The 18,193-nt window shown below is 66.6% G+C and carries 9 protein-coding genes and 1 tRNA gene; 5 read left to right on the top strand and 5 right to left on the bottom strand.

Annotation, left to right across the window (positions count from 1 at the left end; all coding sequences use genetic code 11):
* The first annotated feature begins 21 nt into the window (after positions 1 to 21).
* The 3 genes from ACW7G0_RS08450 to ACW7G0_RS08440 all read left to right on the top strand — a co-directional run bounded on the left by ACW7G0_RS08450 (position 22) and on the right by ACW7G0_RS08440 (position 823).
* Positions 22 to 324, top strand: coding sequence for an integration host factor subunit alpha (locus ACW7G0_RS08450; protein WP_456961050.1), 303 nt, complete (start codon positions 22 to 24; stop codon positions 322 to 324).
* Positions 317 to 673 (top strand): MerR family transcriptional regulator, encoded by a 357-nt coding sequence (locus ACW7G0_RS08445; RefSeq protein WP_456962930.1) that lies wholly within the window; start codon positions 317 to 319, stop codon positions 671 to 673. Before ACW7G0_RS08450 ends, ACW7G0_RS08445 begins: the two co-directional genes overlap by 8 nt.
* Before the next feature lie 73 nt (positions 674 to 746).
* Positions 747 to 823, top strand: a tRNA-Pro gene (locus ACW7G0_RS08440).
* Between the two features lie 60 nt (positions 824 to 883).
* On the opposite strand, the gene dxs is transcribed toward ACW7G0_RS08440, so the two are convergent.
* From dxs to ACW7G0_RS08415, 5 genes are all read right to left on the bottom strand, one after another.
* Complete coding sequence (gene dxs / locus ACW7G0_RS08435; protein WP_456989065.1) at positions 884 to 2,809, bottom strand: 1-deoxy-D-xylulose-5-phosphate synthase; 1,926 nt, start codon at positions 2,807 to 2,809, stop codon at positions 884 to 886.
* Positions 2,810 to 2,896: 87 nt separating this feature from the next.
* Entirely contained in the window at positions 2,897 to 4,015 is a 1,119-nt protein-coding gene (locus ACW7G0_RS08430) for a hypothetical protein (protein ID WP_456989063.1), read from the bottom strand.
* Between the two features lie 64 nt (positions 4,016 to 4,079).
* The gene (locus tag ACW7G0_RS08425; protein ID WP_456989061.1) at positions 4,080 to 4,778 is read right to left on the bottom strand and encodes an HNH endonuclease; all 699 of its coding nucleotides are present in this window, start codon (positions 4,776 to 4,778) and stop codon (positions 4,080 to 4,082) included.
* Positions 4,779 to 4,853: 75 nt separating this feature from the next.
* A complete protein-coding gene (locus ACW7G0_RS08420) occupies positions 4,854 to 6,644 on the bottom strand; it encodes an acyl-CoA dehydrogenase C-terminal domain-containing protein (RefSeq protein ID WP_456989059.1) in 1,791 nt (596 codons plus the stop codon).
* 77 nt (positions 6,645 to 6,721) lie between these two features.
* Complete coding sequence (locus ACW7G0_RS08415; RefSeq protein WP_456989057.1) at positions 6,722 to 7,207, bottom strand: NDR1/HIN1-like protein; 486 nt, start codon at positions 7,205 to 7,207, stop codon at positions 6,722 to 6,724.
* Between the two features lie 361 nt (positions 7,208 to 7,568).
* Here ACW7G0_RS08415 and ACW7G0_RS08410 point away from each other — a divergent pair, with 361 nt between their 5' ends.
* Both ACW7G0_RS08410 and ACW7G0_RS08405 read left to right on the top strand, forming a co-directional pair.
* Complete coding sequence (locus tag ACW7G0_RS08410) at positions 7,569 to 9,107, top strand: ShlB/FhaC/HecB family hemolysin secretion/activation protein (protein WP_456989486.1); 1,539 nt, start codon at positions 7,569 to 7,571, stop codon at positions 9,105 to 9,107.
* A 117-nt stretch (positions 9,108 to 9,224) separates the two neighbouring features.
* Positions 9,225 to 17,846, top strand: a complete 8,622-nt coding sequence (locus tag ACW7G0_RS08405) for a two-partner secretion domain-containing protein (RefSeq protein ID WP_456989055.1) — start codon at positions 9,225 to 9,227, stop codon at positions 17,844 to 17,846.
* The last annotated feature ends 347 nt before the right edge of the window (positions 17,847 to 18,193 follow it).

Here is an 18,193-nt window from a genome sequence, read left to right as displayed (position 1 = left end):
GCTAGCGGAAGGAAATGGATCATGGCGTTGACCAAGGCTGAAATGGCCGAACGACTGTTTGACGAGGTCGGTCTCAACAAGCGCGAGGCCAAGGAGTTCGTCGATGCGTTCTTCGACTCCCTGCGCGAAGCCTTGCAGTCCGGGCGGCAGGTCAAGTTGTCGGGATTTGGCAACTTCGACTTGCGACGCAAGAGCCAGCGGCCGGGGCGCAACCCGAAGACCGGTGAGGAGATCCCGATCTCGGCCCGGACCGTGGTCACATTCCGGCCAGGCCAGAAGCTGAAGGAACGTGTCGAGTCGTACGCAGGAGCCGCACGTGCTTGATCCGGGCAGCAACCGCGAGCTTCCACCGATTCCGGCCAAACGCTACTTCACCATCGGTGAAGTCAGCGAGTTGTGCGACGTGAAGCCCCATGTTCTCCGATATTGGGAAACCGAGTTCCCGTCGCTCAAGCCGGTCAAGCGGCGCGGCAACCGTCGTTACTACCAGCGCCATGAAGTGCTGATGGTTCGCCAGATCCGTGGCTTGTTGTACGAGCAGGGCTACACCATCGGCGGGGCGCGGTTACGGCTGGAGGGCGACGACGCCAAGGACGAGTCGGCGCTGAGTTCGCAGATCGTCCGCCAGGTGCGGATGGAGTTGGAAGAAGTGCTGCAGTTGCTGCGGCGATAAGCCACGCTGGTGGTTCGGATTCCACGGTAATCGGCTATACTCACCGCCCGCCCCACGGCGGACCGCAAGATTTCGGGGCGTAGCGCAGCCTGGTAGCGCACTTGTCTGGGGGACAAGTGGTCGTCGGTTCAAATCCGGCCGCCCCGACCAATTCGTTTGATTCCAGCGACGCCCGGCATTGCCGGGCGTTTGCTTTTCAGGTGATGCTGGTCAGGCGGTCCTGGCCGCCCCGCCCGACGAGGTGACAGCCAATGCCGGCCAGCGCGCCAGTACGGCCACGCGGATGCCGTCCGCATCCAGCCCGGCTTCGCTCAGCAACTCCTCGCGGCTGGCGTGGTGCTGGAAAGCGTCCGGCAAGCCCAGATGCAGGATCGGCAGGGTGATGCGTTCGGCCGCCAGCAGCTCGGCCACGCCGCTACCGGCACCACCGGCAATGACGTTGTCTTCCAGGGTGACAAAGCCCTCGTGGGTCTTCGCCAGCTCCAGCAGCAATTGGCGATCCAATGGTTTGACGAAGCGCATGTTGACCACGCTCAGTCCCAATTCGTTGCCCACCTGTTCGGCAACCTGGACCAGTGCGCCGAAGGCCAGTAGTGCGATGCTGGAACCCTTGCGGCGCAATTGCGCCTTGCCGATCGGCAGGGTGTCGAGGCCTGCCTGGACCTCCACGCCCGGGCCGACGCCGCGCGGATAGCGCACTGACGCCGGGCCGTTGAAGCGGAAGCCGGTGGAAAGCATCTGCCGGCACTCGTTCTCGTCCGCCGGCGCCATCACCACCATGTTGGGCACGCAGCGCAGGTAGCTCAGATCCAGGTTGCCCGCATGGGTAGCGCCATCGGGGCCGACCACGCCGCCGCGATCAATCGCAAACAGCACGTCCAGCTCCTGCAGCGCCACATCGTGTACCAATTGGTCATAGCCGCGCTGGAGGAACGTCGAATAGATCGCAACCACCGGCTTGGCGCCTTCGCAGGCCATGCCGGCCGCCAGGGTGACCGCGTGCTGCTCGGCGATGGCGACATCGAAGTAGCGTTGCGGGTATTGCTTGCTGAAGCGCACCAGGCCAGAGCCTTCGCGCATCGCTGGCGTGATGCCCAGCAATGCCTTGTCGGCGGCGGCCATGTCGCAGATCCAGTCGCCAAACACGTCGGTATAGGTCGGCTTCTTCGCGCCGGCCTTGCTGACCATGCCCAGGTCCGGATCAAATGGACTGACCGCGTGATAGCCGATCTGGTCGCCCTCGGCGGGCTCGTAGCCCTTGCCCTTGGTGGTGATGATGTGCAGCAGCTGCGGGCCCTTCATGCCTTGCAGGGTTTTCAGCGTGGCTACCAGTGCTTCCATGTCGTGGCCATCGATCGGGCCGGTGTAGTGGAAGCCGACTTCCTCGAAAAACGTGGACGGCACGAACATGCCTTTCCAGTGTTCTTCCCAGCGGCGGACGAAGCGCGCCGGTGGCCGATTCTTGTCGCCGAGCAGCTTCTTGCCGCCTTCGCGCAGGGCGTTGAGGGTGCGGCTGCCGGTGAGGCGTCCGAGCATCCGAGTCACGCCGCCGACGTTCTCGGAGATCGACATCTGGTTGTCGTTGAGGATCACCAGCACATTGGGCTCGACGCCGCCGGGGTCGTTGCCCATGCCGCCGGCGTGGGTCAGCGCCTCGAATGCCATGCCGGCCGTCATCGCGCCGTCACCGATCACCGCAACCACCTTGCGCTCGTCGCCGACGTGCTGCAACGCGATTGCCATGCCGATTGCGGCGGAAATGCTGGTCGAGCTGTGGCCGACGCCGAACGTGTCGTATTCGGACTCGTCGCGCTTGGGGAACGGCGCCACGCCGTCCTTGTGCTTGACGGTGTGGATCTGGTCGCGGCGACCGGTGAGGATCTTGTGCGGGTAGGTCTGGTGGCCAACGTCCCAGACCAGGCGGTCGGTGGGCGTGTCGTATAGCCAATGCAATGCGACCGTCAATTCGATCACGCCCAGGCCCGCGCCGAAATGACCGCCCGATTGAGCGACCTGTTCGATCAGGTACGCACGCAGCTCTCCGGCGATGGCAGACAGTTCCTCGGCGGGGAACTGGCGCAGGTCGGCGGGGGTCTGGATACGTGACAGACGCGGGTAGCGTTGCGAATCAATCATCAATACGGAGTCGGACGGTAGTACGCCATTGTCCCGCTCGCGTTGGAACGGAGCAAGGAGGGACCTGACTGGCAGCGGTAGTCGCCCTCAGCGTCCGCGCAGGCGTCCGAACAGGCCGCCGGACTTTTGCGGCTCCGGTGCCGGCTCGGGCAAGCGCTCGATATCGGCGAAACCGGTGGCAAGGCTGGCGTTGACGAAGTCGGTCACCTCCGCGATAGAAACCCCGCTTGCCTCGGCGATGTCAGGCAACGTCGTCGGGCCTTTCATCATGGTGGTCGCAATCCGGAAATGCTTGGGGTATTCGCGCTCGGTTTGCGGCCATTTCAACAGTTGATAACGCGCTTTGGGGTCGAATCCCGGCGTCAGGCGACCTTGGCTCGACAGCAGTCCTGCGTACCAGACCAGTCGGGTCAACGGCTGCGCTGCGCCAATCCTGGCGATCTCGCTGTCCCAATCAGGGACGGAGACGAAATCGTCGGCATCGGCCTGGCTGGTTACATGAGCGGCCAATGGCTTCAGGCTGCTGGGGCCAAAGTATTGGTTGCGGGCGGTATCGACCAGCAACGCCAGACCGCCACGCTCGAATTTGACCCGGCTGGCAAGACGCCCGGAAGCAAGCCACTCGGCCAATGTAGACGGTTCCGAATCGGCCGGAGCGTCCGGCTCGGTCTTTGGTTCGTCGTCGGGCATCGCCGGTGCGACATCGGCGGCCACAGCCAGGCCGGGCGGCTCGACGGGATCGAGCGTCTCCGGCGCCATCGGCGATGGGCCGGCGGCAGGTACCTCGTCAATCGATGGCGTTTTGGCTGTCTTGTCTACTGACGGTGCAGCCGGTGACAAATCTGTCGCGGACGACTTTTCCGTAGTCGTGCTTGTAGGTGCGACGGCTGCAGCGGCGGTCGGCTGTGGCGCGATCTGTGAGAGCAGGGAAAACAGCGAGCCCGCATCAAACGGCTGGGCCAGCAGCAGATCGGCCTGGGTGCGAGGTGCCGACGTCAGTCCGATCACGGTCTTGCCCGATGCATGCAGGCGCAGCCAGCTCATTGGCCCGTACATGCTGTCCATATCGACGACGACGTACTCGGCGCTGGAGGCCGGCATCAATTGCCATGCGGAGCCCAAGCGCCCATTGGCATCTGTGAAGGCGGCCTTTAACGAAGTTTCGGTCGCCGGATCCATGCCGGTCAGGCCAAGGGTAAGGGCCATTATCGAATCCATTTTTTCAATCCGCCAGTGTTGCGGAACCGTTTGCAGGCGTCAAACGTTGTGCTCAGGCAAACGAGCGGACATGTTTCCTGGGCAGCTGGCTTTTCAGGAACGCCATCTGGTCGGCCAGGATGTTGCGGTTGGACAGGATCAGATGTTCGATCCAACTGGGCCGGTAGGGTATGGCGAGCAATGGCATGCGCGCTTGCTGCGGGGTGCGGTTTCCCTTGCGCGAGTTGCAGTGGAAACAGGCGGAGACCACGTTCTCCCAGATATCGCGGCCGCCGCGGGATACCGGCATGACATGGTCACGCGTCAGTTGCGGGCGGTGGAACTCGTCGCCGCAGTACAGGCACAGGTGAGCGTCACGGGCGAACAGGGCCGGGTTGGTCAGGGATGGAGTGGGGTTGATCGCGCGGGAGCGGGCATGCCCGCGTGCCGCCACGATCGGGTGCAGCTCCAGCAGGCTGTGCTGGCCACTGAGCCGGTTGAAGCCACCGTGGACTTCCAGGCACGGGTCACCAAGCGTCCATGCCACGGCATCGCGGGCATACAGACACGCCGCCTGTTGCCAGTTTATCCAGTTGAGTGCCTGACCGTAGGCATCCAGCGACAGCAGCCGTACCGCGTTGAGATGCTCCAGTGCGTGGCGCGAATCCAGCGTGGACGAGCCGAACGGAGGATCACCCGGGTCCGGCCGGTTGCGGTATCCGGCGGGAATTCCAGAGCGGACCAGCGATAACGGTGCTGTGTCGATCTCCATTGGAAATCGAGCATATACCTGATTTGTGGCGATTTGGATCGGGCCTGCGCGCGCTTGCGACGAGTTGCGCCGTCCTCAGGCGTCGAACTGTCCTGCGTCCAGTGCCATCAGCGAACTGCTGCCACTGTCGATCGCCGCCGCGTGGGCCAGCGTACGCGGCAGGATCCGCGCGAAATAGAACCGGGCAGTCTCGCGTTTTCCGGCCTTGAATCCCTCCGGCTGCGTTGATCCTTCGCTGGCGGCAACACTGCGTGCCCACCAGTAGGCGAGGGCGACATAGCCCGAGTACATCAGGTAGTCATAGGCGGCCACGCCGATCTCGTCCGGGTCGGTGGCCGCACGCTTGCCGATCTGCATCGTCAGCCGTTGCCACTCGTCGGTCCGGGCGCGCAGCGGTGCTATGAACTCGGCGACCGCGGCGTTGCCCGCGTTGTCGCTGCAGAACTGCTCGATCATGCCCAGCATTACCTTCAACCCGGCACCTTGCAGCTGCAGGATCTTTCGGCCGACCAGATCCAGCGCCTGGATCCCGGTGGTGCCTTCATACAGCGTGGTGATCCGCGCGTCGCGGGCCAGTTGCTCCACGCCGTTCTCGGCGATATAGCCGTGGCCGCCGTAGCACTGCACCGCGTGATAGGTACATTCCACGCCCCATTCGGTCAGGCAGGCCTTCACGATCGGAGTCATGAAACCCACCAGCGCATCGGCCTGCTCGCGCTCGGTCGGGTCGGTGGCGTTCTGGGCGACATCGATCTGCAGCCCGGCGTGATAGCTCATGGCCCGGCCACCTTCCACCAGTGCCTTGCAGGTCAACAGCATGCGACGTACATCGGGGTGCACGATGATCGGGTCGGCAGGTTTGTCGGGAAACTTCGGGCCCGACAGCGAGCGCATCTGCAACCGCTCGCGCGAGTATGCCAACGCGTTCTGGAGCGCGCGGTCCGACAGGCCCAGTCCCTGCAATCCCACCGCCAGGCGCGCGGCATTCATCATGGTGAACATCCCGACCATGCCCTTGTGCGGCTGGCCGACCAGATAGCCCTGCGCGCCATCGAAATTCATCACGCACGTCGCCGAGCCGTGGATGCCCATCTTGTGCTCGATGCTGCCGCAACGCACCGCGTTGGCGTCTCCTGTGCTGCCATCGCGCGCAATGCGGATCTTGGGTACCACGAACAGCGAGATGCCCTTGCTGCCGGCGGGCGCCTCCGGCAGTCGCGCCAGCACCAGGTGGATGATGTTTTCGGTCAGGTCGTGATCGCCGGCGGTGATGAAGATCTTGGTCCCGGTGATCGAGTAGCTGCCATCGTCGTTCGGCTCGGCACGGGTCTTCAGCAGGCCAAGGTCGGTGCCGCAATGCGGCTCGGTCAGGCACATGGTCCCTGTCCAGCGGCCCTCGACCAGGGGCTTCAGGAATACCTCGCGCTGCCAGTCCTCGCCGTGGTGCAACAGTGCCTCGGTCGCGCCATGGGATAACAGAGGGAAGTTGCCCCAGGCCAGGTTGGCGGCATCGATCATTTCCTTCTGCGCGAAGCCAGCCAGGTGCGGCAGGCCCTGGCCGCCGAACTCCACCGATGACACCAGCCCGGTCCAGCCACCATCCACGTATTGCTCGTATGCCTGCTTGAAGCCGGTCGGCGTGGTGACGGCACCGGTCGCCTTGTCGAACTGGCAGCCTTCGCGGTCGCCGACTTCGTTGAGCGGTGCGAGCACGTTCTCGGCAAACTTCGCGCTCTCCTCCAGGACCGCATCGAGCAGGTCGCGACTGACATCGGTGAAGCCCAGCCGCTGGAACTCGGCCTCGCTGTCGAGCACATCGAACAGGACGAACCGCATGTCGCGAAGGGGAACGTTGTACTGGCTCATCGAGGACCTCGGTCAGGCGAAGACTTGGATAAAAAACCCGGAGTGGGAAAAGTTGCGAAAGTCTGGCTGCTCGCTGCTCAGCGCAGCACGCCAGGTAGCCCCGGTGCCGGACTCAACGTGCTGTTGCGCTCGATCTTGTATTCACGCTGGCGCTCGTCGTCGGGCGTCGCGGTGATCGTTCCTTCAAGCGCGTAATCCAGACCCTGGTTGCGGGCCAGTGCATCGGCGACTTCAAGTTTTGCGGCCACCGAAGGCGCGAGTGTCACGGTGATCACGTCGGCAGATTCCGGGCCGATGGTCACCGCCGGCTGTGCCGCCAGCGCGCCGGCTTCCTGGTCGCCCACCTCAAGCGCGAGGCGCAATGAGTCGAACCGCATCGGGATGCTGCTGAAGTTCTCGATCCGCAATTCGGCCGACCAGCTGCCATCGGCCAGAACGGTCAACTGCTGGATGCGTGCGGAGGGTTCCGACACGCGACGTACCGGGCCACTGGCGCAAGCCGCCAATAGGGCGGCGCACAGAGCCAAACCGATCCACCTCATCCAGTGCTTGTCTGTCGTCATGCCGGTTGCTCCGTGAGTGCGACAGCCGAGGATACTACGGCGCATGGTGCCCGCCGAGTCGCGCAGCCGCGCGTTCGCTCCGACACCTTGTTCAGGAACATTGTAGTATCGCGACAGGGGAGGGAGACGGGTAGGGGAAAATATGAGCGACAGGCAATTCCGACGCCGGAATCGGCGTCTGTTTGGGGAGAAGAGCGGCCGAACTTCGCTGTGGCGCTATCCTGCGTCGGTTTTGGCGATCGCGCTCTACCTCCCTGGCGCCGTGGCACAAGCGCAGCAATCGACTCCGTCGTCGCCGGACGCCGTGACGGAGCAGCATCTACCCTCCGTACGCGATCGTGCCGATACGGCCGACCTCGCTATGCGGGTGCAGGGGTTCGTCGTGGAAGGTGTCGGTACGCATCCGGAGATCGGCATCACGCCGGCAGCCATGCAGGCAATTGCCGATGACCGGTTTGCCGAGCTCGCGGGCGGCCAGGGCGAGGCCGAACTAGACTTCGATCAGTTGCAGGACGTGGCCGCGGCGATCACTGCGGCTTATCGCGAAGCCGGATTCATCGTCAGCAAGGCCTATCTTCCCGCGCAGTCCGCGGGCCCGGACGGGAGGGTGCGCATCGAGGTGCTCGAGGGCCGGCTGGGCAACGTGATCGTGCAAGGCACCGAACGCTACCGCCCCGGCGTGATCACCGCGCCGGTCGATCCCCTGCGCGGCCGCACCCTGCACAAGAGCGAACTGGATACCGCGCTGCTGTACGCGCGCGACCTTCCGGGCGTGTCCATTTCATCGGTCCTGCAGCCCGGAACGAACATGGGCGAAACCGACTTGGTCATGGTGGCGCGGGAGGCCGATCGTCCCTACCGGTTCTCCGTGGGCTTGAGTAACCATGGCACCGAACTCACCGGCCGTTATCGCGCGCAGGTGGGCGTGGCCTGGGACTCGCCGCTCGGCCTGGGTGATGCGTTCTCCGCCAGCTACGTCCATGCCCTGGATCCCCAGCAGAGCAACCAGGGCGCGCTGTCCTACTCCATCCCGGTCGCTGCCGTCCCGGGACTGGGCGCCAGCCTGAGTTACGCGCGCAGCGAGATGGAAGTCCGGAGCGGGCCGTTCGCCGCTCTTGGCATCAGCGGCCCCACCGAGATCGCACAGCTGGGTGCGGAGTGGAAGTTCGTCAACCGCGAAGACCTGCAGATGCAGGCAGCGCTGCGGCTGGTACGTGAGCGGTCGACCCTGGAGGCGTTGGGCTTCCAATTGTCGGACCACCGGTTCGATGTGGGCGAGGTCGCATATTTCCTGCGGCACGTGGATCGACGCTCCCGCGGCGTCAGCCTGCTGCAGGCGAGTGTCCGCCATGGACTCAATGACCGCTCAGGCAGTCCGGACCTGATCACTCCGCAGCGCGACAGCGACTTCTGGTCACTGCGGCTTTCCTTTGTGCGCATGCAGTACCTGACCCATTCGCAGCGGCTGTATCTGAAGGTCAATGGCCAGTACAGCAATGACGTGCTCGTGCCGATGGAACAGTTCGCGCTCGGCGGCCCCGACAGCGTGCGTGCGTATCCGATTTCCGACGCGCTGGGCGATCGCGGCTACCAAGTCGCGGTCGAGTACCACGTCGATGCGCCGGGCTTCGGCGACAAGGCGTCACCGTTCGGCGGGCGGCCGTGGCGCGAAGTGCTGCAGTTCGAACTGTTCGCCGACCACGGGCGGGTGTCGTCGGCGGCCGGCAGCGTGGGCAGTCCTGGCAGGACCTTCGACGGCGTGGGCGCCGGCCTGCGCTTCCAGCTGCCCAGCGTCCACGATCTCGAGTTCCGGCTCGCCGCGGCGGTGCCGACCGGCAGCGAGGACGCGAGCGATGGCGATGATTTCCGGGCCTGGGCCCGGTTCAGCATGACCTTCTGAGGGGTGACCGAGATGAACGCATCAAGCAAGCACGGGCCCGTTGCAAGCGCCTCTCAGCTGAAGGCAGACACGCGGGTCGCAGGCAGGATGGGCCGGTTGCGGCGATCCGTGCTCTCGGTGGGCATTGTATCCGCGCTGTCATCGCTGTTCGTTCCGGCGCTGGGCCAGGCGCAGGTGGCCCCGTCGCAGCTCCCGACAGGCGCGAATGTCACCGGCGGCAGCGTGGGCATCGACGTCCTGGGCGGGCAGATGATCATTGATCAGCTCACCGGGCGCGCGGTGATCAATTGGGACACGTTCAACATTGGCGAAGACGCCACCGTCATCTTCAACCAGGACGGGGGCGTCGCACTCAACCAGATCCGCGACGTCAATCCCAGCCAGATCTTCGGCAGCCTGCAGTCCGATGGCACCATCTTCCTGATCAACAGCAACGGCATCGTGTTCGGCGAGACCGCCCGGGTCAATGTGGGCAGCCTGATGGCGTCCACCCTGGGCATGGACGAAGGCGCGTTCATGGCAACCGGAGGCGGCGGCTACCTGGACGATGCGTTCGATCTCGACGCCATGGGCGGCTTCGGCACCATCCACAACCTGGGCACGCTGCGCGCGAACGACGGCTCCATCGTTCTGGTCGGCGGCCGGGTCGCCAACGGCCAGGATGCGCTGATCCAGGCCGACCTCGGCACGATCACGCTGGCCAGTGGCGACCGCGCCGTGATCGCCCTGGACCCGCAGGGACGACTGTCACTCGATGTCACCGGCGTGATCACCGGTCTCGGCGCGCCGGCCGGTGGTGCCCTGGTCGACAACCAGGGGCAACTGGTCGCCAGTTCGGGCCACATCTATCTGACCGCCGGAGCGGCGGGCGGCCTGCTCACGACCCTCGTCAACAACAGCGGCGTGATCACCGCGTCCGGCCTGGGCACCGATCCCGATGGCAACGTGTCGCTGATGGCGCAGGGGGGCGACATCATCGACAGCGGCGCCATCGACGTTGGCGATGGAACGATCTCGCTGGCGACGAGCGTCGGCGGCTCGGTGATCCAGAGCGGCAACGACGGCTATACAGCCGGCGAGCTGCAGCTGTCGATCGGTGGCCGCGCCCTGTTTGGCGCAAGCAACAACGCCATCGCCTCCGTGGCCGGCACCGTCGCCAGCAACCTGTTGCTGGCGAACGGGGTCGACCTGTCCCAGCACGACGCGCTCGCAGTGGGCGGGTGGGCGACGTTCGACAACCAGGGCCGGGACATCACGCTGGCCAATGCCGGCAACGACTTCGCCGGCACTGTGGATCTCACGGGCGGCGCAGTGGCGATCACCGATGCCAGTGCGCTGCGCCTTGGCACGCTGGACACCGGCAATCTGACGGTCACCAGCCGTGGCACGCTGGACCTTGGTCGGGGCAGCATCAACGGTACGCTGGTCGCGAACAGCAACGGCGGGTCGATCTTGCAGGCCGGCGCGCTGCTGGTGACCGGAAACGGCAGCATCGACGCCGGAACCGGTTCGATCACGCTTGGCAATGCAGGCAACGATTTCGCCGGCACCGTGAACCTGCGCGGCGCTGCAGTGTCGATCCGGGACGTCAACGCGCTCAGCCTGGGCGCGCTGGATGTCGGCAGCTTGACGGCCGCCAGCGCCGGCGCGCTGAGCCTGGGTACGGGCAATATTGCCGGCAACTTGGCGGCGGACAGCAATGGCGGTGCGATCACCCAGATCGGCGCGCTGTCGGTGGGCGGCAGCAACCACATCGATGCCGGCGACGGTGACATTGCCCTGGCCAATGCAGGCAACGACTTCGTCGGTGCGGTGGACGTGACCGGCGGCGCCATCTCTCTGCGCGACATGAACGACCTGGCGGTGGCGTCGCTGGCAAGCGGTGCCAACCAGGGGGTGACGCTGGTGGCCGGGGGCGGGCTGAACCTGGGCGGGGCTGGGATCGACACAGGCACTGCCGACCTGGCGCTGCAGTCGGGCACGCTGTTAGCCACGACGGCCCCCCTGCGAGGCGCGAACATGACCTTGCAGGGCGGTGACGGCATCGCCCTGGGCGGCGACGTGATGGCCACCGGCAACCTGTCGCTGACGAGCCAGGACGCGGCGATCATGCAGACGGCTGGCACGGTGTCGGTAGGCGGCAGCACGGACGTAGACGCGGGCACGGGCAACGTGACCCTCGCAAGCGGGGGCAATGATTTCACCGGTGCCGTGGACATCACCGGCAGTGCCGTGACGATCACGGATGCCAGCGCGCTGACGCTGGGCACGGTCACCGCCGATCAGCTGGCGGCAACGAGCACGGGCCACCTGGGCCTGGGCACGACCGGCGTATCGGGCGCGCTGGTGGCGACCAGCAATGGTGGCGCGATCGAACAAAGCGGTGCGCTTCACGTTGCCGGCACGACCGAACTGGACGCGGGCACGGGCAACGTGACGCTGGCGAACGCCGGCAACGACTTCGTCGGCGCGGTGGACGTGACCGGCGGCGCGATCTCGCTGCGCGACATGAATGACCTGGCCGTGGCGTCGCTGGCCAACGGCGCCAACCAGGCGGTGACGCTGGTCGCCGGCGGTGCGTTGAATCTGGCCGGCGCCGCGATCGACACGGGCACTGCCGACCTGGCGCTGCAGTCGGGCACGCTGTTGGCCACGACGGCCGCCCTTGGTGGCGCGAACGTGACCCTGCAGGGCCACGGCGGTATCGCGCTGGGCGCTGACGTGACGGCGAGCGGTGACCTGTCGCTGACGAGCCAGGACGCGGCGATCGTGCAGACCGGCGGCGCGCTGTCGGTGGGCGGCGGCACGGACGTTGACGCGGGCACTGGCAACGTGACGCTGGCCGGCGCGAACAACGACTTCACCGGCGCCGTGGACATCATCGGTGGCAGCGTGGCAATCACGGATACGAACGCGCTGACGCTGGGCACGGTCACCGCTGGGCAGTTGACGGCGACGAGCACGGGCCGGCTGGACCTGGGAACGACAGATGTGTCGGGCGCATTGGTGGTGCACAGCAACGGCGGTGACATCAGCCAGGACGGTGCGCTGCTGGTGGCTGGCACGACCGCGCTGGACGCGGGCACGGGCGACGTGACGCTGGCGAACGCCGGCAACGACTTCGTCGGCGCGGTGGACGTGACCGGCGGCGCGATCTCGCTGCGCGACACGAATGACCTGGCCGTGGCGTCGCTGGTCAACGGTGCCAACCAGGCGGTGACACTGGTCGCCGGCGGTGCGTTGAACCTGGCCGGCGCCGCGATCGACACGGGCACTTCCGACCTGGCGCTGCAGTCGGGAGCCATGTTGACGACGGTGGCGTCGCTGGACGGTGCGAACGTGACGCTGCAGGGTGACGGCGGTATCGCGCTGGGCGGCGACGTGACGGCGACCGGTAACCTGTCGCTGACGAGTCAGGACGCGGCGATTATGCAAACCGCAGGCGTGCTGTCGGTAGGCGGCAGCACGGACGCGGATGCCGGCACGGGCAACGTTACCTTGGCGAACGCGGGCAACGACTTCGTCGGCGCGGTGGACGTGACCGGCGGCACCGTGGCAATCACGGACGCCAACGCCCTGACGCTGGGCACGGTGACGGCCGGACAGCTGACGGCGACCAGCACGGGCCGACTGGACCTGGGGACCACCGACGTGTCAGGCGCACTGGTGGCGACCAGCAACGGCGGCGCGATCGAACAGGACGGCGCGCTCCACGTGGGCGGCACGACCGAACTGGACGCGGGCACGGGCAGCGTGACGCTGGCCGACGGGGGCAACGACTTCGTCGGTGCGGTGGACGTGACCGGCGGCACCGTGGCGATCACGGATGCCACCGCCCTGACGCTGGCCACGGTCACCGCCGGTCAGCTGACGGCGACCAGCACGGGCCGACTGAACCTGGGAACCACCGACGTGTCGGGCGCGATGGTGGCGACCAGCAACGATGGTGTGATCGAACAAAGTGGCGCGCTGCACATAGGTGGCGTGACCGGGCTGGACGCTGGCACGGGCAACGTGACGCTGGCGAACGCGGGCAACGATTTCGTCGGTGCGGTGAATGTCACCGGCGGTGCCATCTCGCTGCGCGACGCCAATGACCTGGCCGTGGCGTCGCTGGCCAACGGCGCCAACCAGGCGGTGACGCTGGTCGCCGGCGGTGCGTTGAATCTGGCCGGCGCCGCGATCGACACGGGTAGCGCCGACCTGGCGCTGCAGTCGGGAGCCATGTTGACGATGGTGGCGTCGCTGGACGGTGCGAACGTGACGCTGCGAGGTGACGGTGGCATCGCACTGGGCGCTGATGTGACGGCGACCGGTGATCTGTCGCTGACAAGTCAGGACGCGGCGATCGTGCAGACCGGCGGCATGCTGTCGGTGAGCGGCAACACGGACGTGGATGCGGGCACGGGCGACGTGACGCTGGCGAACGCTGGCAATGATTTTGTCGGCGCGGTGGACGTGACCGGCGGCGCGGTCTCGCTGCGCGACATGAATGACCTGACGGTGGTGTCACTGGCAAGCGGTGCCAACCAAGGGGTGACGTTGGTGGCGGGTGCCGCGCTGAACCTGGACGGTTCACCGATCGACACGGGAACTACCGATCTAGTACTGCAGTCGGGCGCTCTGTTGGCCACGACGGCCGCCATGGGCGGCGCGAACGTGACCTTGCAGGGCGACGACGGCATCGCGCTGGGCGCCGACGTGACGGCGACCGGCGACCTGTCGCTGACAAGTCAGGACGCGGCGATCGTGCAGACCGGCGGCGCGCTGTCGGTGGGCGGCACGACCGAGCTGGACGCGGGTACGGGCAACGTGACGCTGGCGAACGCCGGCAACGACTTCGTCGGTGCGGTGGACGTGACCGGCAGCGCGATCTCGCTGCGCGACATGAATGACCTGACGGTGGCTTCACTGGCAAGCGGTGCCAACCAAGGGGTGACGCTGGTGGCTGGCGGCGCGTTGAACCTTGGCGGCAACGCTATCGACACGGGCACCGCCGACCTGGCGCTGCAGTCGGGGGACCTGCTGACGACGACCGCAGACCTTGGCGGTGCGAACGTGGCCCTGCAGGGCCACGGCGGTATCGCGCTGGGCGCTGACGTGACGGCGAGCGGCGACCTGTCGTTGACGAGTCAGGACGCGGCGATCGTGCAGACCGGCGGCGCGCTGTCGGTGGGCGGCAGCACGGACGTAGACGCGGGCACGGGCAACGTGACCCTCGCAAGCGGGGGCAACGATTTCACCGGTGCCGTGGACATCACCGGAGGTGCCGTGACGATCACGGATGTCAACACGATGACGCTGGGTACGGTCACCGCCGATCAGCTGGCGGCAACGAGCACGGGCCGCCTGGAGCTGGGAACCACCGACGTGTCGGGCGCGCTAATGGCGACCAGCAACGGTGGTGCGATCGAACAAAGCGGCGTGCTGCACATAGGCGGCACGACCGAACTGGACGCGGGCACGGGCAACGTGACGCTGGCCGACGGGGGCAACGACTTCGTCGGTGCGGTGGACGTGACCGGCGGCGCAATCTCGTTGCGCGATGCCAATGACCTGACGGTGACATCGCTAGCCAACGGCGCCAACCAGGCGGTGACGCTGGTCGCCGGCGGTGCGTTGAATCTGGCCGGCACCGCGATCGACACGGGCACTGCCGACGTGGCGCTGCAGTCGGGAGCCATGTTGACGACGGTGGCGTCGCTGGACGGTGCGAACGTGACGCTGCGGGGTGACGGTGGCATCGCTCTGGGCGCTGACGTGACGGCCACCGGTAACCTGTCGCTGACAAGTCAGGACGCCGCGATCATGCAGACCGCAGGCGTGCTGTCGGTAGGCGGCAGCACCGATGTGGATGCCGGCACGGGCAACGTTACCTTGGCGAACGCGGTCAACGACTTCGGCGGCGCGGTGGACGTGACCGGCGGCACCGTGGCGATCACGGACGCTAACGCCCTGACGCTGGGCACGGTCACCGCCGGTCAGCTGACGGCGACGAGCACGGGTCGGCTGGACCTGGGAACCACCGACGTGTCGGGCGCGCTGGTGGCGACCAGCAACGGCGGCGCGATCGAGCAGGACGGTGCGCTGCACGTGGGCGGCACGACCGAGCTGGACGCGGGCACGGGCAGCGTGACGCTGGCCGACGGGGGCAACGACTTCGTCGGTGCGGTGGACGTGACCGGCGGCACCGTGGCGATCACGGACGCCAACGCCCTGACGCTGGGCACGGTCACCGCCGGTCAGCTGACGGCGACGAGCACGGGTCGGCTGAACCTGGGAACCACCGACGTGTCGGGCGCGATGGTGGCGACCAGCAACGGCGGCGCGATCCAGCAGGGCGGCGCGCTGAACATAGGTGGCGCGACCGAGCTGGACGCCGGCACGGGCAACCTGACGTTGGCGAACGCGGGCAACGATTTCGTCGGTGCGGTGAATGTCACCGGCGGTGCCATCTCGCTGCGCGACGCCAATGACCTGGCCGTGGCGTCGCTGTCCAACGGGACCGACCAGACGGTGACGCTGGCGGCTGGCGGTGCGTTGAACCTGGACGGTTCATCGATCGACACGGGAACCGCCGATCTGGTGCTGCAGTCGGGCACGCTGTTGGCCACGACGGTGGCCCTGCGCGGCGCGAACGTGATCCTGCAGGGCGACGACGGCGTCGCGTTGGGCGGTGACGTGACGGCGAGCGGCGACCTGTCGCTGACGAGTCAGGACGCGGCGATCGTGCAGACCGGCGGCGCGCTATCGGTAGGCGGCAGCACCGATGTGGATGCGGGTACGGGCGATGTGACGCTGGCGAACGCGGGCAACGACTTCGGCGGCGCGGTGGACGTGACCGGCGGCACCGTGGCGATACGGGACGCCAATGCCCTGACGCTGGGCACGGTGACGGCCGATCAGCTGACGGCGACAAGCACGGGCCGGCTGGACCTGGGAACGACCGAGGTGACGGGCGCGATGGTGGCGCACAGCAACGGCGGCGCGATCGAGCAGAGCGGCGCGCTGGTGGTAGGCGGCACGACCGAGCTGGATGCAGGTACCGGTGACGTGACGCTGACCAACGCGAGGAACGACTTCGTCGGTGCGGTGGACGTGACCGGCGGCGCGATCTCGCTGCGCGATATGAATGATTTGGCGGTGGCGTCGTTGGGCAACGGGGCCAATGAGGCGGTGACGCTGATGGCTGGCGGCGCGTTGAACCTCGGCGGAGACTCGATCGACACGGGCACCGCCGACCTTGCGCTGCAGTCGGGGGGCCTGCTGACGACGACCGCAGACCTGGGCGGCGCGGACGTGACCCTGCAGGGCGACGACGGTATCGCATTGGGCGGTGACGTGACGGCGACCGGTGATCTGTCGCTGACGAGCCAGGATGCAGCGATCGTACAGACCGCAGGCGTGCTGTCGGTGGGCGGCAGCACGAACGTGGATGCGGGTGCGGGCGACGTGACGTTGGCGAACGCCGGCAACGACTTCGGCGGTGCGGTGGACGTGACCGGCGGCGCGATCTCGCTGCGCGACGTGAATGACCTGACGGTGGCGTCACTGGCCGGCGGTGCCAACCAGGCGGTGACGCTGGCGGCCGGCGGTGCGTTGAATCTGGGTGGGGCGACGATCGACACGGGAACTGCCGGTCTGGTGCTGCGGTCTGGCACTCTGCTGGCCACGACGGCCGGCCTGAGCGGTGCGAACGTGACCCTGCATGGGGATGACGGAGTCGCGCTGGGTGCCGACGTGACGGCGACCGGTAATCTGTCGCTGACGAGCCACGACGCGGCCATCGTGCAGGATACGGGACTGTTGTCAGTGAGCGGCATCACGAGTGCGGATGCCGGCACGGGCGACGTCACGCTGGCGAATGCGGGCAACGATTTCGTCGGTGCGGTGAACATCAGTGGTGGCACCGTGATGATCACGGACGCCAACACCCTCACGCTGGGCACGGTGACGGCCGGGCAGCTGACGGCAACCAGCACAAACGCATTGAATGTCACCGGGCTGGTGAGCGGAGGAGACCACGCCGTACTGACGGCGACCGGGGGCGACATCCTCATCGATGGCGCAGTGTCCGCGCAGGAGGTGCATCTCGATGCGAGCGGCGCAATCACCGCGCGGGGGGAGGGTGCCAGCATCGCTGCGGGGACGCTCAGTGGCCGGGCCGGTGGTGCGACCACGCTCGGCAGTGCCGATCACCATGTTGACAACCAGGTCGATGTGCTCGGGAACTTCACTTCCCGCTCCGGCTTCAGCATGACCAATGGCCGGACACTGACGCTGTCTTCAGTCGATGGCAGCGGGTTTACGGTGGACGCGGGAATCGCCGACACTTATCTATCCGTTGTTGGCGGCGACTTGCTTCAGCAGGGAACGGCGTGGCTTTACAACGGTAGCGGTACCTTCGCCTCTACCGGCCACATCGGGCTGCAACCGGCGCCAATCTATGTGTGGGGAACCGATCCCCAGCACGTGACGCAGATTGGCAAGCCACCGGCCTATTTCTACGCGGTTTCGAGCGATGGGGCGCAGTTGCCCATCGTGGGCGGAAGCATGGTGCCGGAATGGGCCGCACGAGCGCAGAACGCCAGCTATCGTACGGTGGCATTGACGGACGTCGATTCCGATTCGCCCTACCGTGGCTACGGAATCGTTGACCCGGGTATTCGCTTGCCGGAACACCTGCGTCCCGAGTGCAACCCGGATCTGCCCGGGTCGGAATGCGGCGAGAGGGAGTGACCCTTCGGAGCCGTAAGCCAATGAGCGCCCGAGGGTAGGGCAAATGGAGGCTTCCGATCGCTTGCTCATAGAACCTCCGTTGTTGCCGACCAGGCGATTGGAGCGCCCCCGACGGGCGCACTTGGCGGCCAAAAATGAAATGACGAAGTAAGTCACCCGGGGACGGATCCAATCGCGCTGGCCGGCGTCAACAGGGGTTGAGTGCCGATCCCCTCAGCACGTGGCCCTGCGAGCTGCCGCATGTGCGGTGATGGGGAGTCCCGATTGGGAGCGATTGGGATCATGGGGTGATTCGTCCGGACGCAATGCGTCGCTGTGGCTGGGCAAGGTGATGTGCCTCGGGCAGC

The sequence above is a fragment of the Lysobacter sp. A286 genome, from assembly GCF_054052105.1.
Note: the sequence above shows the minus strand (reverse complement) of the source record. Positions and strands in the feature narration are given on the sequence as shown.